Below are 14,330 nucleotides of genomic sequence, written 5' to 3'. Positions count from 1 at the left end.
GCGCCAGTTTGCCGGGCTGAACCTGGAGCGCATCCCCGACGAAACCACCATTCTCAACTTCCGCCGCTTGCTGGAGAAACACGAGCTGGCGGCCGGCATCCTCGCTGTCATCAATGGCTATCTGGGCGACCGCGGCCTGTCGCTGCGCCAGGGCACCATCGTCGATGCAACGCTGATCAATGCGCCCAGTTCGACCAAGAACAAGGACGGCAAGCGCGACCCGGAAATGCACCAGACCAAGAAGGGAAACCAGTATTATTTTGGCATGAAGGCCCACATCGGCGCCGATGACGAATCGGGTCTGGTGCACAGCGTAGTGGGCACGGCGGCCAATGTGGCGGATGTCACCCAGGTGGACAAATTGCTGCATGGCGACGAAAACGTGGTCTGCGCCGATGCAGGCTACACCGGTGTCGAAAAGCGGCCCGAGCATGAAGGACGTGAAGTTATCTGGCAGGTGGCGGCACGCCGCAGCACCTACAAAAAACTCGATAAGCGCAGCGTGCTGTACAAAGCCAAGCGCAAGATTGAAAAGGCCAAGGCTCAGGTGCGCGCCAAGGTCGAGCATCCGTTCCGGGTAATCAAGCGCCAGTTCGGTTACACCAAGGTGCGCTTTCGCGGCTTGGCCAAAAACACGGCGCAACTGGTGACACTGTTCGCTCTGTCGAACCTGTGGATGGCGCGCCGACATTTACTGGCGAATGCAGGAGAGGTGCGCCTGTAATGTGGAAAATGGCTGCCGCGAGGTGCTCGCGGCGGCTAAAAACACAGAAATAAGCGGGTGATCTGAGCGTTTTTGATCGATTTGCCGCTTTTAAAATCGGCAGGGGCTGAAGTCAGCCAGAAATACACAACTACTTCAGACCATCCTTAATGCGTTTGCCTACGTCAGAGAAGCCTTTATACTCGCACAGGGCACGCACGCCATTTACTTCGATCAGGAAGCGCCCTTTCTGTCCCCACATGGGGACAGCGCCATCCTCGGCAGCGCAATAGTCCGCAATGCGGTAGCCGGGTGCATCGCGCTCGCCGAAACTGGCAAAGAAGCTATTGCCGTTCAGCTTGAATATTGCCGCTTCATAGCGTTCCTCTTGCTGACTGGCGGCGGCTTCGTCGGAGGCCATGACTGCCGCGTGATAAGCTTCTAGGGCCTGCTTGGCGGCTTCCATAAGTTCTCCCTCGGTATCGGGTAGGGTCGCAGCAATGAGGGCCGCGCACTGCTCGCGGGACGGTGGCGGTGGGGCCTTGGGCTTGCGGCTGCGCTTGGGCTTGCTGGCTGGCTTCTTTTCCTCCGCCACTACTGCGGCGGGTTCTTCGTTCTGCGGGGCGGGATGGGTCAGCATCTCGCCAGCATCGAGGAGGCCGCGATAGGCAATTTCGATCAGCGCCATATCGAGGGGCTTGCCCGTTTTCGTCCCCACTTCAAGGCCGAAATTCCACGCGAAGCCCTGTGAACAATGCGTTTCTCGCCGCATCTTGCCCTTGTCTGGCCCTCCGCGCATAAGCCGTAGACTCGTAACTTCGCTTCGCCAATCAAGACCATCATCGTGGATCTTCGTGTGACGCCTACCCTTGGCATCGGTGAAGCTGGTGCCTACCGGCAAATGATCCAAGCCACGCGCAACTAGGCGTGCGACTTCGACCCAATCTTCTAGGCGCCGCCGCTCGATATGGACGGCGAAGTCTTCAAGGCTATAGATCCGGGTTTGCTCGGCCTTATGCGCTGTCACTTTGTTCACTGTTTCGCCCTCATTTAGTCACGTGATAATAATACCATTTTCCACAAATGGAGCAATAGCATTTTAGTCACGTGCTAATAATATTTACCTCCTTCCACACCCTCTCTGTTGGTTAAGAAAATAGCCCTGCAATTGCTACAGGGCTTTTCTTTCTCTTGTCGTCCAAACCAGGGAGAACGGGATCTTACCGTTCTTTCTGTGCCCGTCGTAGCGCCGCCATCTCCTTGAGCGCCGATCCTCGCCGGTCCTCCAGGTCTTCGTCCTTCACGGGGAAGCCCTGCATCTGCAAGCCCTTCAACACGTAGTATTTCAGGGTCTTGCCCTCGTCGCCGCTGCGACGGTCCAGGGCGACGCTGACCCGCTTGGGCATGGGTACGGTGCGCTTTCCCCATTCGTCGTCATCCTCTGCAGGCGGCTTGGCCAGCTCGGTGGTCACGACTCCGGTAGCGCGTGCCTGGGCGAGGATCTTGGCACTTTCTACTTCCCCCTCCTCCACCTCTGGCACATGACGGCGAAGCTTCGGCTTGCGTGGGCTAGGCGTGGCGCCTGGGAGATCGAAATCGAAAGGCTTCTTCTCGTCACTCATCAGGCGGGCTCCCCTTGCATGATCGCTTCCAGATCCTGCAGGACTTCGTTGTAAATCGCCCGGATATTCTCGGCTGCCGGGCTCGCAGGCGCAAAGTCTGTCGGCATTTCGCCACTGAAAGTCAAAGCCTTGAAGGCGGCACGCTCGACGAATTCGGCTCTCATCACCGCGAGTCCCTTCTCGGTGAATCTGGCGCGGGTTTCCTTCAGAACCTTAGGCTGGATCGCAGCAGGTGTGCGGCAGAACAGAATGCGGGTGGCAATGTCGCGGTTGCGGATCTCGGCGGCTGATTGAACGCTCGACCAGGCGGCGACAGCGCCGCCGATATCCAAAGCCGAAGGCTGGACAGGAATGATCACCAGATCCGAACGAGCAAAGGCCAAAAGCATGATCTGGTTGGCCGAGCCCTGCAGGTCGATCAGCACCAGGTCATAATCCTTCGCGGCCACATTGATCTTCTTGACGATATCGGCCTCGGTCGCCTCCGCCTCGACATCGAGCGCCTGGCGCTGGGCAGTGGTGCCTTCGGGCAGGGCCTGCTTGTAGAGGCCGAGGATCAGCTGCGAATGCCTCTGTGGGTCACAGTCGAAGACCTTCACCGAATAGCCATCGGCCCAGGCGGCAACAGCCAGATTGGTAACTGTGGTGGATTTGCCAACGCCCCCTTTGGTCGTGGCAACGGTTACAACAGCCATCTTGTCATCCTTCAATCCGTATGACCGGACATCCCCGCGTTGATATTGACTTACATCATTAAGCGTGGACGTAAGACCATAAAACCATACTTATGAAGTTTCATAAAGACGTATTTTAATATTGATGTCCTTACAGGCTTATGCAGTCGGTAGGTTGAAGTCGCACGAGAAGGAGCCCGTTGACATTCTCGGCGCCTACGTCAAGGTATAGAACATTTAGCGAACATATAATGAAGCTGCCATGCCAACTTATGCTCTCGCCGATTGCAATAACTTCTACGTTTCGTGCGAACGTGTTTTTGACCCTCGGCTTGAAGGTGTTCCGGTGGTGGTGCTTTCAAACAATGACGGCTGTGTCGTAGCCCGCTCCAATGAAGCCAAGGCTTTGGGTATAGCCATGGGTGAGCCTGTCTTCAAAATCAGACAGATGATTGAACGGGAGCGAGTGCGAGTGCTCTCATCCAACTACGTCCTTTATGGAGATATGTCTAATCGCGTGATGTCCGTACTGGCCGATGCAGTGCCAGCCTCAGAAGTCTACAGCATTGATGAATGCTTCCTTGATCTCGACAATCTGGCCGTGCCGGATTTGACGGAATGGCTGCGCGTCCTGCGCAGCCGGGTCAGGCAATGGACGGGCATTCCTATCTCTATCGGCGTCGGCCCTACCAAGACCCTGGCAAAAGTTGCCAATCGCCTCGCAAAGAAATCGCCCCGACACCGCCGGAGAGCGTGGCCAGTTCCCGCAACCGAACCACCAGCCCGGGAAGCGACGCCACCGCAGCGGCTGCCGCAGCAGCCTTACACGCCCGCTTCGAGGCTTGAGAACGCGAAACGGCATATATGGAAAACACCCTGGGACTGGCCTGATTAAGATCAGGCCGGTCCTTCAAGGCGTCCGTTGTCAGTCTCCTTCCTGATAAAAGTTGTAAAACTCCGGTTTCTTTATGTCGTCCATCAGTAGGAAATAAACGGCAATCGCCATAACGATATGAAGGAAGAAGATGCCAGACGCGAAACCGATAAAGAACGATGTCCAGTTCATGTCCCACTCCTATTCATCTCAGTCATGTATTGCGACGGCATGGGTGCCAGAAAGGAAGGGATCTCTGCCTCGTGCCGGGCGAGAAGAGCCTGTACTTCCTTCAGGACATCTTGTGCGTGATAGGCGAAGAGGACAGGAGCGCTGGAAGGAAGGGTATTTCCCTCAGCATCGCGTAACTCAGTATAGATGCCCTGTACCAAGCCGAGCCATGCTCCCTGGGCATTGACCACCGGCCCTCCCGAATAACCTCCACCGCCGCCGCCTTCGAACATCAGGCCGTTCTGGCGCTGGTGCTCGGCGCAGGCATTGGCATGCGCACAAGACCATGCTTGGGGATTGAGGATCGTTCCTCGGCTGACAGGAGCCACTAAGCCATTGGTCGTTCCCATGGCCCAGGCAGCTTCGGCCAGGAGAGGTTTGGCGATGTTCACCGGGTGGCCCAAACCTAACGGCACCTTGAGCAGGGCAAGGTCCATATGCTCGCTGATCGCCAGCACTTCGATTCCGACCATCTTCCCAGCAGCCGTAATGCCATGCAGCCCCCCGGTCACCGCCACCACATGGGCATTGGTTACGGCCAAGCCGTCGGCAATGATGACAGCGGAACCGGTAGCGCCCAGGAAACCGGGGATGCCGGTAAAGACGCTGAGATAGTTGTCTTCCATCTCCGCCAGCGGCGTTCCGGGGAGGTCGCTATAGGGGGTTACGCACGCTCCGGGAATGAGAGTCAAAAGAAGACAGAGGGTTCTCGTAAAGCGATTTGAGGCAAGACCTCGCCCCCCTCCTTCCCGGCTCTCTACGCTCTTCTCGTCCAGCAGTTCCGACGTTTCAGGTAGATTAATTTCATCTGCTTCCTCCATCGGATAAGGAGGGATGTAAAGCTCGGCTTGCCTCATGTCGTTGATCAGCGACAAGAGCGCGATAACCGCTAAAAGAAAGAGAAACAGAACAAAGCAGGTGGCAAAGCCGTAGGCGAATGATGTCCAATCCATGACGCTTCGCCCCCCTATTCCCTGCCTCGACCGAGGCGTACCGTCCGGGGGCGACGCCTTGTCGAGGTCAGGCCGGGACTCCGGCGCGCGGCCCGAATCGCCTGCAAGGTCAGCTCCGGTGCCGGGGCTGACCGCCGGTTCCGGCCGAGAATGCCCGCGAGATACTGGCCGCCGCTCTCGCGGATCTGCCCGCCCAGGCGCATGACGCCGGTTTCGATCACCGCCAGGGCGGCAGTAAGGCCATGGCGCTTGCGCCAGGACCTCCAGACCGGCTCCCAGACGGTGGGGGCGAAGATCCGCCGCAATCGGTCGGCGAGCGTCATCAGCTCGGACGCAGATTGCGGAAGGCTCTCGCCAGGGAGAAGCTGGGGAAGGAAGCTGCGGGCCAGATCGAGGGCTTGGCCTTCGGAGATCTCGGCCGCGCTGGATATTTCAGCCTGTGACGGCGGCGCCGAGGCAGACGGCGACGGCTTCGCCTGCTCGGTCCTGGCGAGCATCATACATACCTCCCCTGATAGGGGGGAGGTCGTCGCCCTTCGGGCGGCGGGAGGGCGCTGACCAAGCGGCTGTTTTGCAACGTCCAATGTAGGGGATGTATCAGGATGTAGATTCTCTACACCGCCGAAGGGATGCTTAAATTTTGCACCCACCCTTTTCCGGGTGGCCATGGACTTGGCCGCATCGAGGAGGGCGCCCTTCAGCCGGTAGGAATTGGCGACATTGCGGGCATAGCCGAGGCGGTTTTCCCTCACCTCCAGAAGCTGCAGGGCCTCCAGCTTCGCTTCTGCCGCGCGCTGGGTGGATGGCTTGATGTTGGCCCTCGCCTCCAGCTCGGAGCGGTAGACATCGAATTCCGGCCCGTGCTCACCGGCCAGGAAAAGCAAGGTGTCCACCAGACAGGCCTCGGCGTCGGTGAACAGGAATTGCGTCTGGAGCTTCCATGGCCATCTGGCGCGGGCATGCGCTGCCCGACGCTGCTGTACCTGGCGCAGGGATTCCCGACGCCGCCGTGGTGCGGGCTTGGCGTCTTCGGCTGGCTGTTTTGTGATCTGCCGGCGGCGGTGTTCGCGCGCCTGCTGTTCCCAAAGACGCCACTGGGCGTCATCGGCCATCCGCAGACGCGAGGCCGCTGCTGCGCGCTTTGGCGCAATGGCTGCCGCCAGGGCAGCCCTGATTCTTTGTCCCATTCCTCTATCGGCACGACCGGCTCGGCCCCTACTTCGTCCTACTTTCGAATTGACAAAGCGGTACCGTTGCCTAGAATGGGTCCTGTCAGGTGACCCAATTTCTAAGCTTTTCAAACCCCGCCAGTTCCCGCTGGTGGGGTTTTAATTTTTTCAGTCTGTGTGCGGTTCAGATGAAAAAAAAGCCGTCGGGAACGCCGCCTCCTTGGTTGGAAGCGTGCCCGACGGCTTTACTCTTGCGCGAATCCCCACTTTTGGGGTATACCCTGACGAATCAGGAGATCGAGAAGAGTGGTTGCGGGGGCCCGCAACGTCTTTTGTTATAACTTGGGATCTGTTGCGGCTTTTGCGCCCGGAAACGATGTCGAGGATGTTCATCGCCTCGCCGCGTAAGGTGGCGTTGACCTCGCCGCGCTTGTCGCCGGGCTCAAGCACCACTTCGTCGACCAGCGCACGGAACGCCTCGGCGGCCTGATCGCGCAGTTCGGGATCGGCCAGAGCCTCGCTCAACTGCGTCACCTTGGCCTTGTAGATTTCGGCGATGTTGGGGTGGATGTCCGGGACATCCTCGGGCGCCTGTTCCATGCGCGCCAGGACATCCGCCTTCTGGCGTTCCAGTTCCTCCATCCGATCCTTCATGGCTGGCTGATACATGCCGTCCTCAATCGCTGCCATGATGCCGGCGATACCGCGTTCGATCTTCTCCAGCGCCTTACGGTCAAGCTCCACCTGCGCCCGGCGTTCACGGTTCTGACTGTTCAGCGCTTCGGCATAGGCGCGCACGGCCTTGGCGACCCGCTCGGCCGAAACCAGCCGTTCGGTAAGGCCGGACAGAATACGCTGCTCGATGTCATCGCGACGGATGGTATGGCCGTTGTCGCAGGTACCCCGCCGATAACGATTGAGACAGCCATAGCGGTCACGGGTGATGATGCCGTAATTGCCGCCGCAGCAGCCGCATTTGAGTAGGCCGGAGAACAGAAAGGCGGGGCGGCGCAGCTCGTTGACGTGCTTGGCACGATAAGCGCGCACGCCTTTGGTGACATTCTCGAACTGCCTGGAAATCTCCTCCTGCCGCCGCCGCGCCGCCTGCCACAGGTCTTCGTCGACGATGCGCAGTTCCTGCACCTCGGTCCTGATCCATTCGGCCTCCGGGTTGACGCGCGAGACGCGCTTTCCCGTCGCCGGGTTCTTGATGTAGCGGAGCCGGTTCCAGACCAGCACACCGGCATAGAGCTCGTTGTTGACGATGCCGGTGCCCCGGCAGACATGGCCGCGAATGGTGGTGTCTCCCCAAGCCTTGCCATTGGGACCGGGAATACCGTCGCGGTTGAGATCGGCGGCGATGGCCTTGGGGCTCTTGCCGGCGGCGAATTCGCGAAAGATGCGGCGGACGATCTCGGCCTCGGCCTCGTTGATCTTCCGTTCGCCGCGCACCTGCTCGCCATCGCCGTTGAGCCGCTTCACGACGTCATAGCCGTAGCAGAGGCCGCCGCCCGCCTTTCCCTTCTCGACGCGGCCGCGCAGACCGCGGTGGGTCTTGGCGGCGAGGTCTTTCAGGAACAGGGCGTTCATGGTTCCCTTGAGACCGACATGCAGCTCCGAGATCTCGCCCTCGGCAAGCGTCACGAGCGTCACGCCCGCGAATTTGAAATGCTTGTAGAGGATGGCGACATCGGCCTGGTCGCGGCTGATGCGGTCCAGCGCTTCCGCCAGCACGATCTCGAATTTGCCCGCCTGCGCGTCCTGCAAGAGCGCCTGAATACCCGGCCGCAAGGTGACGCTTGCGCCCGAAATGGCGGCGTCCTTGTAGACCCCCACCACTTTCCACTTCTCCCGCGCCGCCTGATCCCGGCAAATGCGGAACTGGTCCTCGATGGAGGAAACGCTCTGATTGTCCGAGGAATAGCGGGCGTATAGCGCAACGCGGGTCATAAGACTTTCCTTTCTCTCAAGGGCGGATTTCACCCGTCCGGTTCCCGCCCCTCTTCCTTTGGTCAGTTGTCGTTGGCCGCCCGCTTCCGCCGCTCCCGCTCCCAGGCCCTGATGTGTTCGCAGGCGATGTGGCGGCCAATGGCCCGCGCGATGGTGTCCAAGTGCCGCTCCGCTTCTTCCCTCGCCAGTTGCTCTGGCCCATTATCGTTCGCCGGAGGCGGGATGACCGCGGCCGCCTGGTCCTCCTTTTCCTTCATGGGTCGAACCTTTCCAGTATTGATGCATACTGGATAAGGATCGCGCAAAAGCAGCCGAGTTCTTATGGCCGTTATATACCCTGGTCTTCTCCCACGCCTCCTTTAGGCAAACAGCGCCTTCAACATTTCTCCCTGCTCGGCATGCTTGGCTGGATTTTCTGCCTTGAGCCTGCGCAAGTTGAGAAGCTTCCACTGGATGGCGGGGAGCCGTTCGCCCTGGGGCAGGTCGATGAGAGCGAAATCCGGTTCGGCGTTGTGAAGCGACATCAGGAATGCCGCTGCGTTGTCGGTCAGACGCCTTCGGACATCCGTGATCAGGCGCGTTCGCGCCGTTTCGAGATCGGACAGCGCGATCTCTTCCCGCGTCATCCCAACGAATTCCTCAGTGTACAGTTCTTCTATCGGGATAGCCGGTGGCGCCAGCAGTTCGTGCGGCGGACGGCCGGACGCGCAGACATAGACCAGAAAGACCCGGAACAAATCGTCCGTCAGCCCCTCATTCTCATAGAGCAGGTGGACATCGTAGAGATCGCGCGGGTGCTGGCGGTCGAGGGCGGCATGCAGCTTGCCGGCAAAGAGGTCCTCGAAGGCGAGCACCGGCATCTCGGCGAAGCCAAAGGCCTCCTCCACCGCGTCCGAAACCCTCATCGGCACCGGCGACAGCACCGTTCCGCGCATGACAGGCGAGGTCTCGATCTTCACACTCGCCGCACCGCGAGAGGCCATGATGCGGGTTTCCAGGTTCCCGCCGCCAGCGATGCGCTGGAGCCGCACATCCCTGTTGCTGCGGCCGAATGAGTCCATGATCCGGTCGAGCGTGGCATCGATTTGCTGAAGAGAGACGGCGCGATCCTCGATCGGCACATAGGTCAGATCGATATCGACCGACAGACGCGGCATGTCCCGGTAGAAGAGATTGATGGCCGAACCGCCTTTGAGCGCAAAGACCTCCTCAGCCGCAATGGCTGGCAGGAGGCGCATCAGCAAGCGGACCTGCTCGACATAGCGTTCACGCATGGCTCGCGTCCTCGTCCCCATCCGCAGGCAGAAGCGTCTCGGGCACATAGATCCGGTAGACCGGGTGCAGTTTTCCGCCCTTCACCAGCGCGCGCGGGCCGGATCCGAAATCGATGGCGCTCTTGTCAAGATGCTTCACCCAGGCATGGGCATGCCGGTCGGCGAACACGAAGAACAGGCGCTTAACCTTGATGCTTCGGCAAGCGCGCAGCAGGGTCATCAGGCGCTTGGGACGCAGGTTCGTCAGCCCCTGAAAGATCATGTCCAGATTGTCGAAGGTCGCGTGGGCTGGCAGCTCGTCGAGCGCTTCGAGGATGGCGCGCTCGGGGGACGAAACCTTGAGCGGCCAGCGCCAGGGGCTCACGGTCGGGCCATGTCCCGCCCCCACCCCCGGCGCGCTCTCGAATTGGTGCTCGGCATTCTCGACGCCGGCAAGGTCGTCACCGAACAGGACGCGCGAGCGAACGACGAACTGTGCCTTGCCCGGAAGGCGGGCCAGCCAGGAGGGAACTTCGCCATAGAGATAGACACGCTCCCCGCCGCCAAGCGGCAGATAGTGAGCGAGCCCATGGAAGCCGAGCGCGCTCAAGCCACCCAGATGGACGTCATGTTCCATGATCCATTGGATCGACAGCAGCGGGAGCTGCCAGTCGGTCTCCGGTCGGACAAGCGGGCGCCCTGCCTGATCGGTATGAGGCAGCGGCCGGCGGTAGACCCCGCGTACCACCCGCTCCAGCCAGCCCCGCTCGGCGTAATCGTGGATGGACTTGGGATCGATGCCGAAGCGCTTCAGCCATGCGGCGTCGACCAGGAAGCCGGGAGGAACGCGCTCCAGAAAGGGCTTCAGCCTTGGTGTTCTTTGATGGCTCATAACCATCAAATTCGCATATTTTGAAAATATGCGCAACTTTCATTTCCTATATATCCCCTTTTGATGGTCCATAACCATCAAAAAATGGAGACTTCAAAATTCTCTATGCCATTGCCGTCCGGGACGGGCGCACCGGCAGGAACGACCACGGACGCACCCCTTTTCGAGAGCCCGGCAGGACGATGATACGAATCCTCGGCACATACGCTTATGGTCCGAGGATTCGTAACAATCTCCCCTGCAGGAAGGCTCGCCTTGCCTTCCGCGACATCCACACGACCGCGAAGGGCGCGACTTCCGAATTCATGGGCAAAAGCCATCGCCGTCTGAAGTCTTTTGCGAACGATTTCGGAATAGAGCAAATCGGAGCAGTTCATCCCTCCCGCCGCCTGTTCCAGACGAGCTGCGCCCAGTCCCCCTCCTCGGAGGGGAACAGGGCGGCGGTGAAGGGTTCGGGAAGGCTCGGGTCGTCGAGACGGAGGCGGAGATAGTATTTCGGGTGATCACCCGTTGTCCGGGCATCCCAGGCGTCACCGATGCGGGCGTTGCCGACAAGGACTCGGAATGCCGGGGCGTTGTCATGGGTACGGTCGTCATTGGGGACGAGCCGGACTTTGGCGTCGATGGTGAGCGTGCGGATGGAACCGGTCCAGCCCCCGTCATTGGACAAAGTGAAGGTGCCGATTTGCATAGGTTACTCCTGGAATTGCGATGCGGATGAGACAGCGGGCGACGCCGCTTCGCTATCGCCCGCGCGGGGTGAGCGGGCGCGCCGCGCCGGTTTGTCGATGTTCGTCTCGGGCAACCCCTCCTTGCGCGCCTTAGCGAAGGCGCGGTCGCTGTCGAGGAAGGCCTCCAGCATGAAGGGAATGAGCTCGGCGACGGACTCGGCCTCGCCATAGGTGGCGCGGTAGAGGATCGCATAATCCCGTAGCGCCTGGTTCAGGTCGGCGCCGACGGTGATGGTGATCTTCGCCGGCGTGCGGTCGGGCAGTTTTCCGAGTTTCAGATTGGCCATGATCGATCCTCCTTTGCTAAAGCTTCGGTGGACAGGTTTCAGCCCTGGTAGCGGCGCAATACGAGATCCCTGTGGACGATGATCCTGAGCGGCCAGCCGGGACGGACGGTGATGGTCGGCTGGATGTTCAGGTTCTTCTCGGTGATGCGCTGGCCGGCCCGGTTGACGTTCTGCTGGGTGGATTCGCGGATCGCCCGGACCAGGTCGCTCTCGTCGCTGCCGAGGCTCAGCTCCGTGCCGACGCCGAGCAGGGTGGCAAGCGCGATGCCCTTGATGAGCCGCCAGGTGTGGTAGTCGACCTCGTCCTCGAGGCCGGCATAGCCGGCGGTGTCGGTGGCGGGCAGATTGTCGATCTCGATGGAGGAGCCGTCGGGCAGGATGATGCGCTGCCAGACAAGCAGCGCACGGGACTGGCCGAAGGCAATCACGCTGTCATAGGTGCCGATTAGGCGCGAGCCCTGCGGGATCAGCAGCGTGCGGCCGGTCACCGTGTCGTAGACGTTCTCGGTGACCTGGGCGGCGACGAGGCCCGGCAGGTCGAAATTGATGCCGGTGATCAGGCTCGCGGCGATCACACTGCCGGCCATCACCTGATGGGGCGAGACCGGGGTCTGCAGCGCATGCGGATTGTAGATGCCGCCAGTATCGCGCTGATTCAGGAAGTCGAGCTTGCGCTGCTGGTTGTTCTGGTCGCGTTCGGGATCGAGTGCCAGGCGGTCAGCGTCGGGCAAAACTATCTCCGTCGCTGCCATTTGCTGGGACTGGCCCGTCACTGCCGGCGTGTCCTGCCGCGGCCGGTTCTCGATCCGGAAGAAGACGCCGGCCTCCTTCGCCTGGATGGCCTGCTGGGCGAGGCGCTGCTCCTCGGCGGACAATTCCGATCCTCCCGGCGCGATGCCGAGCTGCCGCTGGCGTTCGAGGATCGGCCGGCCGAGATCGCCGGGCAGCGGCGGCCCGAGCTGCGGTGTCTCCGGCTTGACCTGGCTGTAATCGCCGGGCAACGCGGCAAGGCCGTCCGGGGTCGGTTTGCGTTCGGTGTTGTAGAGCTCCTCGGCCTGGTCCTGGATTCGCAGGGCCGGGCCTTGCAGCGCCATCATGGTCACGCCGAGGATGGCGCCGGAGCCGAGCGCGGCCACGCCGATGACAAGGCCGCGCCTGAAGCGTACGACGCGGCGGGGCGCGGCGCGCAGGTCCAGCTTGCCGGGATCGCGCTTGGACGAACCGGCAGGTTTTGGCGTGGGTGCGGCGGGATCCGTCATGGCCTCTCCCCCTACCGGTCCGTGCGCGAAAACAACGCGGTGCGCCGTGGCGTCTCGTCGGTCCGGGAAATCCGAACCACCTGCTGCGGCTTGGCGCCGAGGCGCAGTTCGGCGGCAGCGAAGAGGCGGTCGACGATGTAGTAGTTGCCGCGCATGCGGTAGTTGACGAGCTGGTTGCCGCCGTCGGCGCCCACCACGAAGAGCGGCGGCGCCTCGCCCTGGTCAATGCGGCGGGGGAACTCAATATAGACCTTGTGGCCGTCGTCGAAGGCGCGCAGCGGTTTCCAGGGCGGACTGTCGCCGGTGATGGCGTAACGGAAGCGGATGTTCTCGAGCGCCACGTTCGAGGCGACCGGCAACGCCGCCTCGGCCGCTGTGTTCTGTCGGCGCAGGGCGAGAATCTGGTCGGACGGATAAGTCCAGGAGATCGCCGCCATGGCGGTCCTCTCGGTGCTTTCAAGCTGGAGGTGATAGGCGCGCCGGTCGGTGGTGATGACGAGATTGGTTTTGAGGTCCGGCGCGAAGGGCTTGACCAGCACATGGATGCGCTCGCTATCGTCCGTGCCGCTCACCGTGTCGCCGATCACCCAACGCACGGTGTCGCCGGCGGAGACGGAGGTGAGCTTTTCGCCGGGCTGCAAGGCAATGTCGCTGACGCGCTCGGGCGCCGCATAGAGACGGTAGAGCGCCCCTTCCGTATAGGGATAGACCTGGATGGCGTTGACATAGCCGTGCTTGGTCGGCTCCTGGGTCGCCGCCTTGTTGGCGTCCTCGACCCGCTCGGTCGGCGGGCGCTTGTCCTCGGTCACCTCGCCGGGCTCCGGCAGAAGCTGGCCCGGCAATGGCAGGACCTTCGGCACCTCGACGATCTTCACCGGCCTGGCCGGTTCCCTGTCGATGACGGCCGGCTTGAAGTCGTCGGAGTCGTAGCTGATCGTTGGCGGCAAAGGCTTTGTGGCGCAGGCGGACAAGGCCAGCGCCGACACGGTGATGACGAACATGTTCTTCTTCATTGAGAGGGCTCCTTGGGCAATTGCGGCGCAGTGGCGTCGAGTTCGCGCGACCAGTCGATGGCGTTGACGAAGACGCCGAGGGGGTTCTTGCGGAGCTGCTCGGCGGTGCGCGGGGTCTGGATCACGACCGTCAGGATCGCGGTCCAGCGCTCGGTGCGGGCCAGGCTACCGCGCTCGAAGACCTGCTCGGTCCACTTGACCTGGAAGGAGGCGTCAGAGGCCCGCACAACGCTCGTCACCTGGACCGAGCCGCTGCGGGTGCCGATCGCGCTGAAGGGATCGTTCTTCTTAGCGTGGTCGTTCAGGAACAGCGCGGCGCGGTCGGTGGCGAAATCGTAGGCGGACAGCCAGTTCTGGCGCACCAGCACCGGATCGGTGGACACCGAACGGACGTTGGTGATGAAGCGGGCGAGGTGCCAGGCGATCTGGGCGTCGGCCGGCTGGTAGTTCTGGATTGCCGGCGCGACGGCGCGCGCCTCGCCGAACTTGTCGACCTCGACCACATAGGGCGCGACGCGGCTTTGCAGCGACTGCCAGAGCAAGCCGCCGGAAAGACCGACGGAAAGCGCCAGGCAGCCGAAGGCCATGACCCGCCAGTTTCTTGCCTGGATACGGGACGCGCCGATGCGCTCGTCCCAGAGCTGGGCGGCCCTCTGATAGGGAGTGACGGGCTCCGGCGTCGTGCCGTATCGTTGAATCGGTCGTCGGAAGAACATGGG

Annotated in this window: 18 protein-coding genes; 2 read left to right on the top strand and 16 right to left on the bottom strand. The window is 61.5% G+C overall.

Going from position 1 to position 14,330, the window contains the following annotated elements; translation table 11 throughout:
* On the top strand, positions 1-724 hold a 724-nt coding region (locus tag EPD66_RS16380; RefSeq protein WP_142849575.1), incomplete at its 5' end, for an IS5-like element IS1384 family transposase.
* Positions 725-854: 130 nt separating this feature from the next.
* Here EPD66_RS16380 and EPD66_RS16375 read toward each other — a convergent pair.
* The 3 genes from EPD66_RS16375 to EPD66_RS16365 form a co-directional block, all read right to left on the bottom strand.
* Positions 855-1,739, bottom strand: coding sequence for a hypothetical protein (locus EPD66_RS16375; RefSeq protein WP_142849574.1), 885 nt, complete (start codon positions 1,737-1,739; stop codon positions 855-857).
* Between the two features lie 184 nt (positions 1,740-1,923).
* Complete coding sequence (locus EPD66_RS16370; protein WP_142849573.1) at positions 1,924-2,325, bottom strand: hypothetical protein; 402 nt, start codon at positions 2,323-2,325, stop codon at positions 1,924-1,926.
* Positions 2,325-3,020, bottom strand: coding sequence for a ParA family protein (locus EPD66_RS16365; protein WP_142849572.1), 696 nt, complete (start codon positions 3,018-3,020; stop codon positions 2,325-2,327). The genes EPD66_RS16370 and EPD66_RS16365 overlap by 1 nt, the downstream gene beginning before the upstream one ends.
* A 241-nt stretch (positions 3,021-3,261) precedes the next feature.
* On the opposite strand from EPD66_RS16365, the gene EPD66_RS16360 reads away from it, so the two are divergent.
* A complete protein-coding gene (locus tag EPD66_RS16360; protein ID WP_142849571.1) occupies positions 3,262-3,894 on the top strand; it encodes a hypothetical protein in 633 nt (210 codons plus the stop codon).
* Positions 3,895-3,924: 30 nt separating this feature from the next.
* On the opposite strand, the gene EPD66_RS24120 is transcribed toward EPD66_RS16360, so the two are convergent.
* The 13 genes from EPD66_RS24120 to trbF all read right to left on the bottom strand — a co-directional run bounded on the left by EPD66_RS24120 (position 3,925) and on the right by trbF (position 14,327).
* Positions 3,925-4,065: a hypothetical protein gene (locus EPD66_RS24120; protein WP_185961459.1), complete on the bottom strand. Its 141-nt coding sequence runs from the start codon at positions 4,063-4,065 to the stop codon at positions 3,925-3,927.
* Positions 4,062-5,057, bottom strand: a complete 996-nt coding sequence (locus EPD66_RS16355; protein ID WP_142849570.1) for a trypsin-like peptidase domain-containing protein — start codon at positions 5,055-5,057, stop codon at positions 4,062-4,064. The genes EPD66_RS24120 and EPD66_RS16355 overlap by 4 nt, the downstream gene beginning before the upstream one ends.
* A gap of 14 nt (positions 5,058-5,071) precedes the next feature.
* Complete coding sequence (locus EPD66_RS16350; RefSeq protein WP_142849569.1) at positions 5,072-6,169, bottom strand: hypothetical protein; 1,098 nt, start codon at positions 6,167-6,169, stop codon at positions 5,072-5,074.
* A 225-nt stretch (positions 6,170-6,394) separates the two neighbouring features.
* Complete coding sequence (locus EPD66_RS16345) at positions 6,395-8,176, bottom strand: recombinase family protein (protein WP_142849568.1); 1,782 nt, start codon at positions 8,174-8,176, stop codon at positions 6,395-6,397.
* Positions 8,177-8,238: 62 nt separating this feature from the next.
* Positions 8,239-8,433: a hypothetical protein gene (locus EPD66_RS16340; RefSeq protein WP_086466206.1), complete on the bottom strand. Its 195-nt coding sequence runs from the start codon at positions 8,431-8,433 to the stop codon at positions 8,239-8,241.
* A 102-nt stretch (positions 8,434-8,535) separates the two neighbouring features.
* On the bottom strand, positions 8,536-9,450 hold the full coding sequence (locus EPD66_RS16335; protein ID WP_086466205.1) for a nucleotidyl transferase AbiEii/AbiGii toxin family protein: 915 nt from the start codon (positions 9,448-9,450) through the stop codon (positions 8,536-8,538).
* Entirely contained in the window at positions 9,443-10,321 is an 879-nt protein-coding gene (locus tag EPD66_RS16330; protein WP_086466204.1) for a type IV toxin-antitoxin system AbiEi family antitoxin domain-containing protein, read from the bottom strand. The genes EPD66_RS16335 and EPD66_RS16330 overlap by 8 nt, the downstream gene beginning before the upstream one ends.
* Positions 10,322-10,398: 77 nt before the next feature.
* Positions 10,399-10,698, bottom strand: a complete 300-nt coding sequence (locus tag EPD66_RS16325) for a hypothetical protein (protein WP_142849567.1) — start codon at positions 10,696-10,698, stop codon at positions 10,399-10,401.
* On the bottom strand, positions 10,695-11,012 hold the full coding sequence (locus tag EPD66_RS16320; RefSeq protein WP_086466203.1) for a DUF736 family protein: 318 nt from the start codon (positions 11,010-11,012) through the stop codon (positions 10,695-10,697). The genes EPD66_RS16325 and EPD66_RS16320 overlap by 4 nt, the downstream gene beginning before the upstream one ends.
* A 3-nt stretch (positions 11,013-11,015) precedes the next feature.
* A complete protein-coding gene (locus EPD66_RS16315; protein WP_086466202.1) occupies positions 11,016-11,339 on the bottom strand; it encodes a DUF2274 domain-containing protein in 324 nt (107 codons plus the stop codon).
* A gap of 38 nt (positions 11,340-11,377) precedes the next feature.
* Positions 11,378-12,598 (bottom strand): TrbI/VirB10 family protein, encoded by a 1,221-nt coding sequence (locus EPD66_RS16310; RefSeq protein ID WP_142849566.1) that lies wholly within the window; start codon positions 12,596-12,598, stop codon positions 11,378-11,380.
* Between the two features lie 11 nt (positions 12,599-12,609).
* Entirely contained in the window at positions 12,610-13,611 is a 1,002-nt protein-coding gene (gene trbG / locus EPD66_RS16305; RefSeq protein ID WP_221931007.1) for a P-type conjugative transfer protein TrbG, read from the bottom strand.
* Positions 13,608-14,327 carry a conjugal transfer protein TrbF gene (trbF, locus tag EPD66_RS16300; protein ID WP_142849564.1) on the bottom strand — a complete coding sequence of 240 codons (720 nt, stop codon included), beginning with the start codon at positions 14,325-14,327 and terminating at the stop codon, positions 13,608-13,610. The genes trbG and trbF overlap by 4 nt, the downstream gene beginning before the upstream one ends.
* Between the last annotated feature and the right edge of the window lie 3 nt (positions 14,328-14,330).

The sequence above is a fragment of the Telmatospirillum sp. J64-1 genome, assembly GCF_006980715.1.
GTDB classification, from domain to species: Bacteria; Pseudomonadota; Alphaproteobacteria; order Rhodospirillales; family Magnetospirillaceae; genus Oleiliquidispirillum; species Oleiliquidispirillum nitrogeniifigens.
Note: the sequence above shows the minus strand (reverse complement) of the source record. Positions and strands in the feature narration are given on the sequence as shown.

What these genes read in the sequence shown, in the direction of transcription:
- EPD66_RS16370 (WP_142849573.1), bottom strand. Translation starts at nt 2,325, where the DNA reads ATGAGTGACGAGAAGAAGCCTTTCGATTTCGATCTCCCAGGCGCCACG.
- EPD66_RS16365 (WP_142849572.1), bottom strand. Translation starts at nt 3,020, where the DNA reads ATGGCTGTTGTAACCGTTGCCACGACCAAAGGGGGCGTTGGCAAATCC.
- EPD66_RS16360 (WP_142849571.1), top strand. Translation starts at nt 3,262, where the DNA reads ATGCCAACTTATGCTCTCGCCGATTGCAATAACTTCTACGTTTCGTGC.
- EPD66_RS24120 (WP_185961459.1), bottom strand. Translation starts at nt 4,065, where the DNA reads ATGAACTGGACATCGTTCTTTATCGGTTTCGCGTCTGGCATCTTCTTC.
- EPD66_RS16355 (WP_142849570.1), bottom strand. Translation starts at nt 5,057, where the DNA reads ATGGATTGGACATCATTCGCCTACGGCTTTGCCACCTGCTTTGTTCTG.
- EPD66_RS16350 (WP_142849569.1), bottom strand. Translation starts at nt 6,169, where the DNA reads ATGGCCGATGACGCCCAGTGGCGTCTTTGGGAACAGCAGGCGCGCGAA.
- EPD66_RS16345 (WP_142849568.1), bottom strand. Translation starts at nt 8,176, where the DNA reads ATGACCCGCGTTGCGCTATACGCCCGCTATTCCTCGGACAATCAGAGC.
- EPD66_RS16340 (WP_086466206.1), bottom strand. Translation starts at nt 8,433, where the DNA reads ATGAAGGAAAAGGAGGACCAGGCGGCCGCGGTCATCCCGCCTCCGGCG.
- EPD66_RS16335 (WP_086466205.1), bottom strand. Translation starts at nt 9,450, where the DNA reads ATGCGTGAACGCTATGTCGAGCAGGTCCGCTTGCTGATGCGCCTCCTG.
- EPD66_RS16330 (WP_086466204.1), bottom strand. Translation starts at nt 10,321, where the DNA reads ATGAGCCATCAAAGAACACCAAGGCTGAAGCCCTTTCTGGAGCGCGTT.
- EPD66_RS16325 (WP_142849567.1), bottom strand. Translation starts at nt 10,698, where the DNA reads ATGAACTGCTCCGATTTGCTCTATTCCGAAATCGTTCGCAAAAGACTT.
- EPD66_RS16320 (WP_086466203.1), bottom strand. Translation starts at nt 11,012, where the DNA reads ATGCAAATCGGCACCTTCACTTTGTCCAATGACGGGGGCTGGACCGGT.
- EPD66_RS16315 (WP_086466202.1), bottom strand. Translation starts at nt 11,339, where the DNA reads ATGGCCAATCTGAAACTCGGAAAACTGCCCGACCGCACGCCGGCGAAG.
- EPD66_RS16310 (WP_142849566.1), bottom strand. Translation starts at nt 12,598, where the DNA reads ATGACGGATCCCGCCGCACCCACGCCAAAACCTGCCGGTTCGTCCAAG.
- trbG (WP_221931007.1), bottom strand. Translation starts at nt 13,611, where the DNA reads ATGAAGAAGAACATGTTCGTCATCACCGTGTCGGCGCTGGCCTTGTCC.
- trbF (WP_142849564.1), bottom strand. Translation starts at nt 14,327, where the DNA reads ATGTTCTTCCGACGACCGATTCAACGATACGGCACGACGCCGGAGCCC.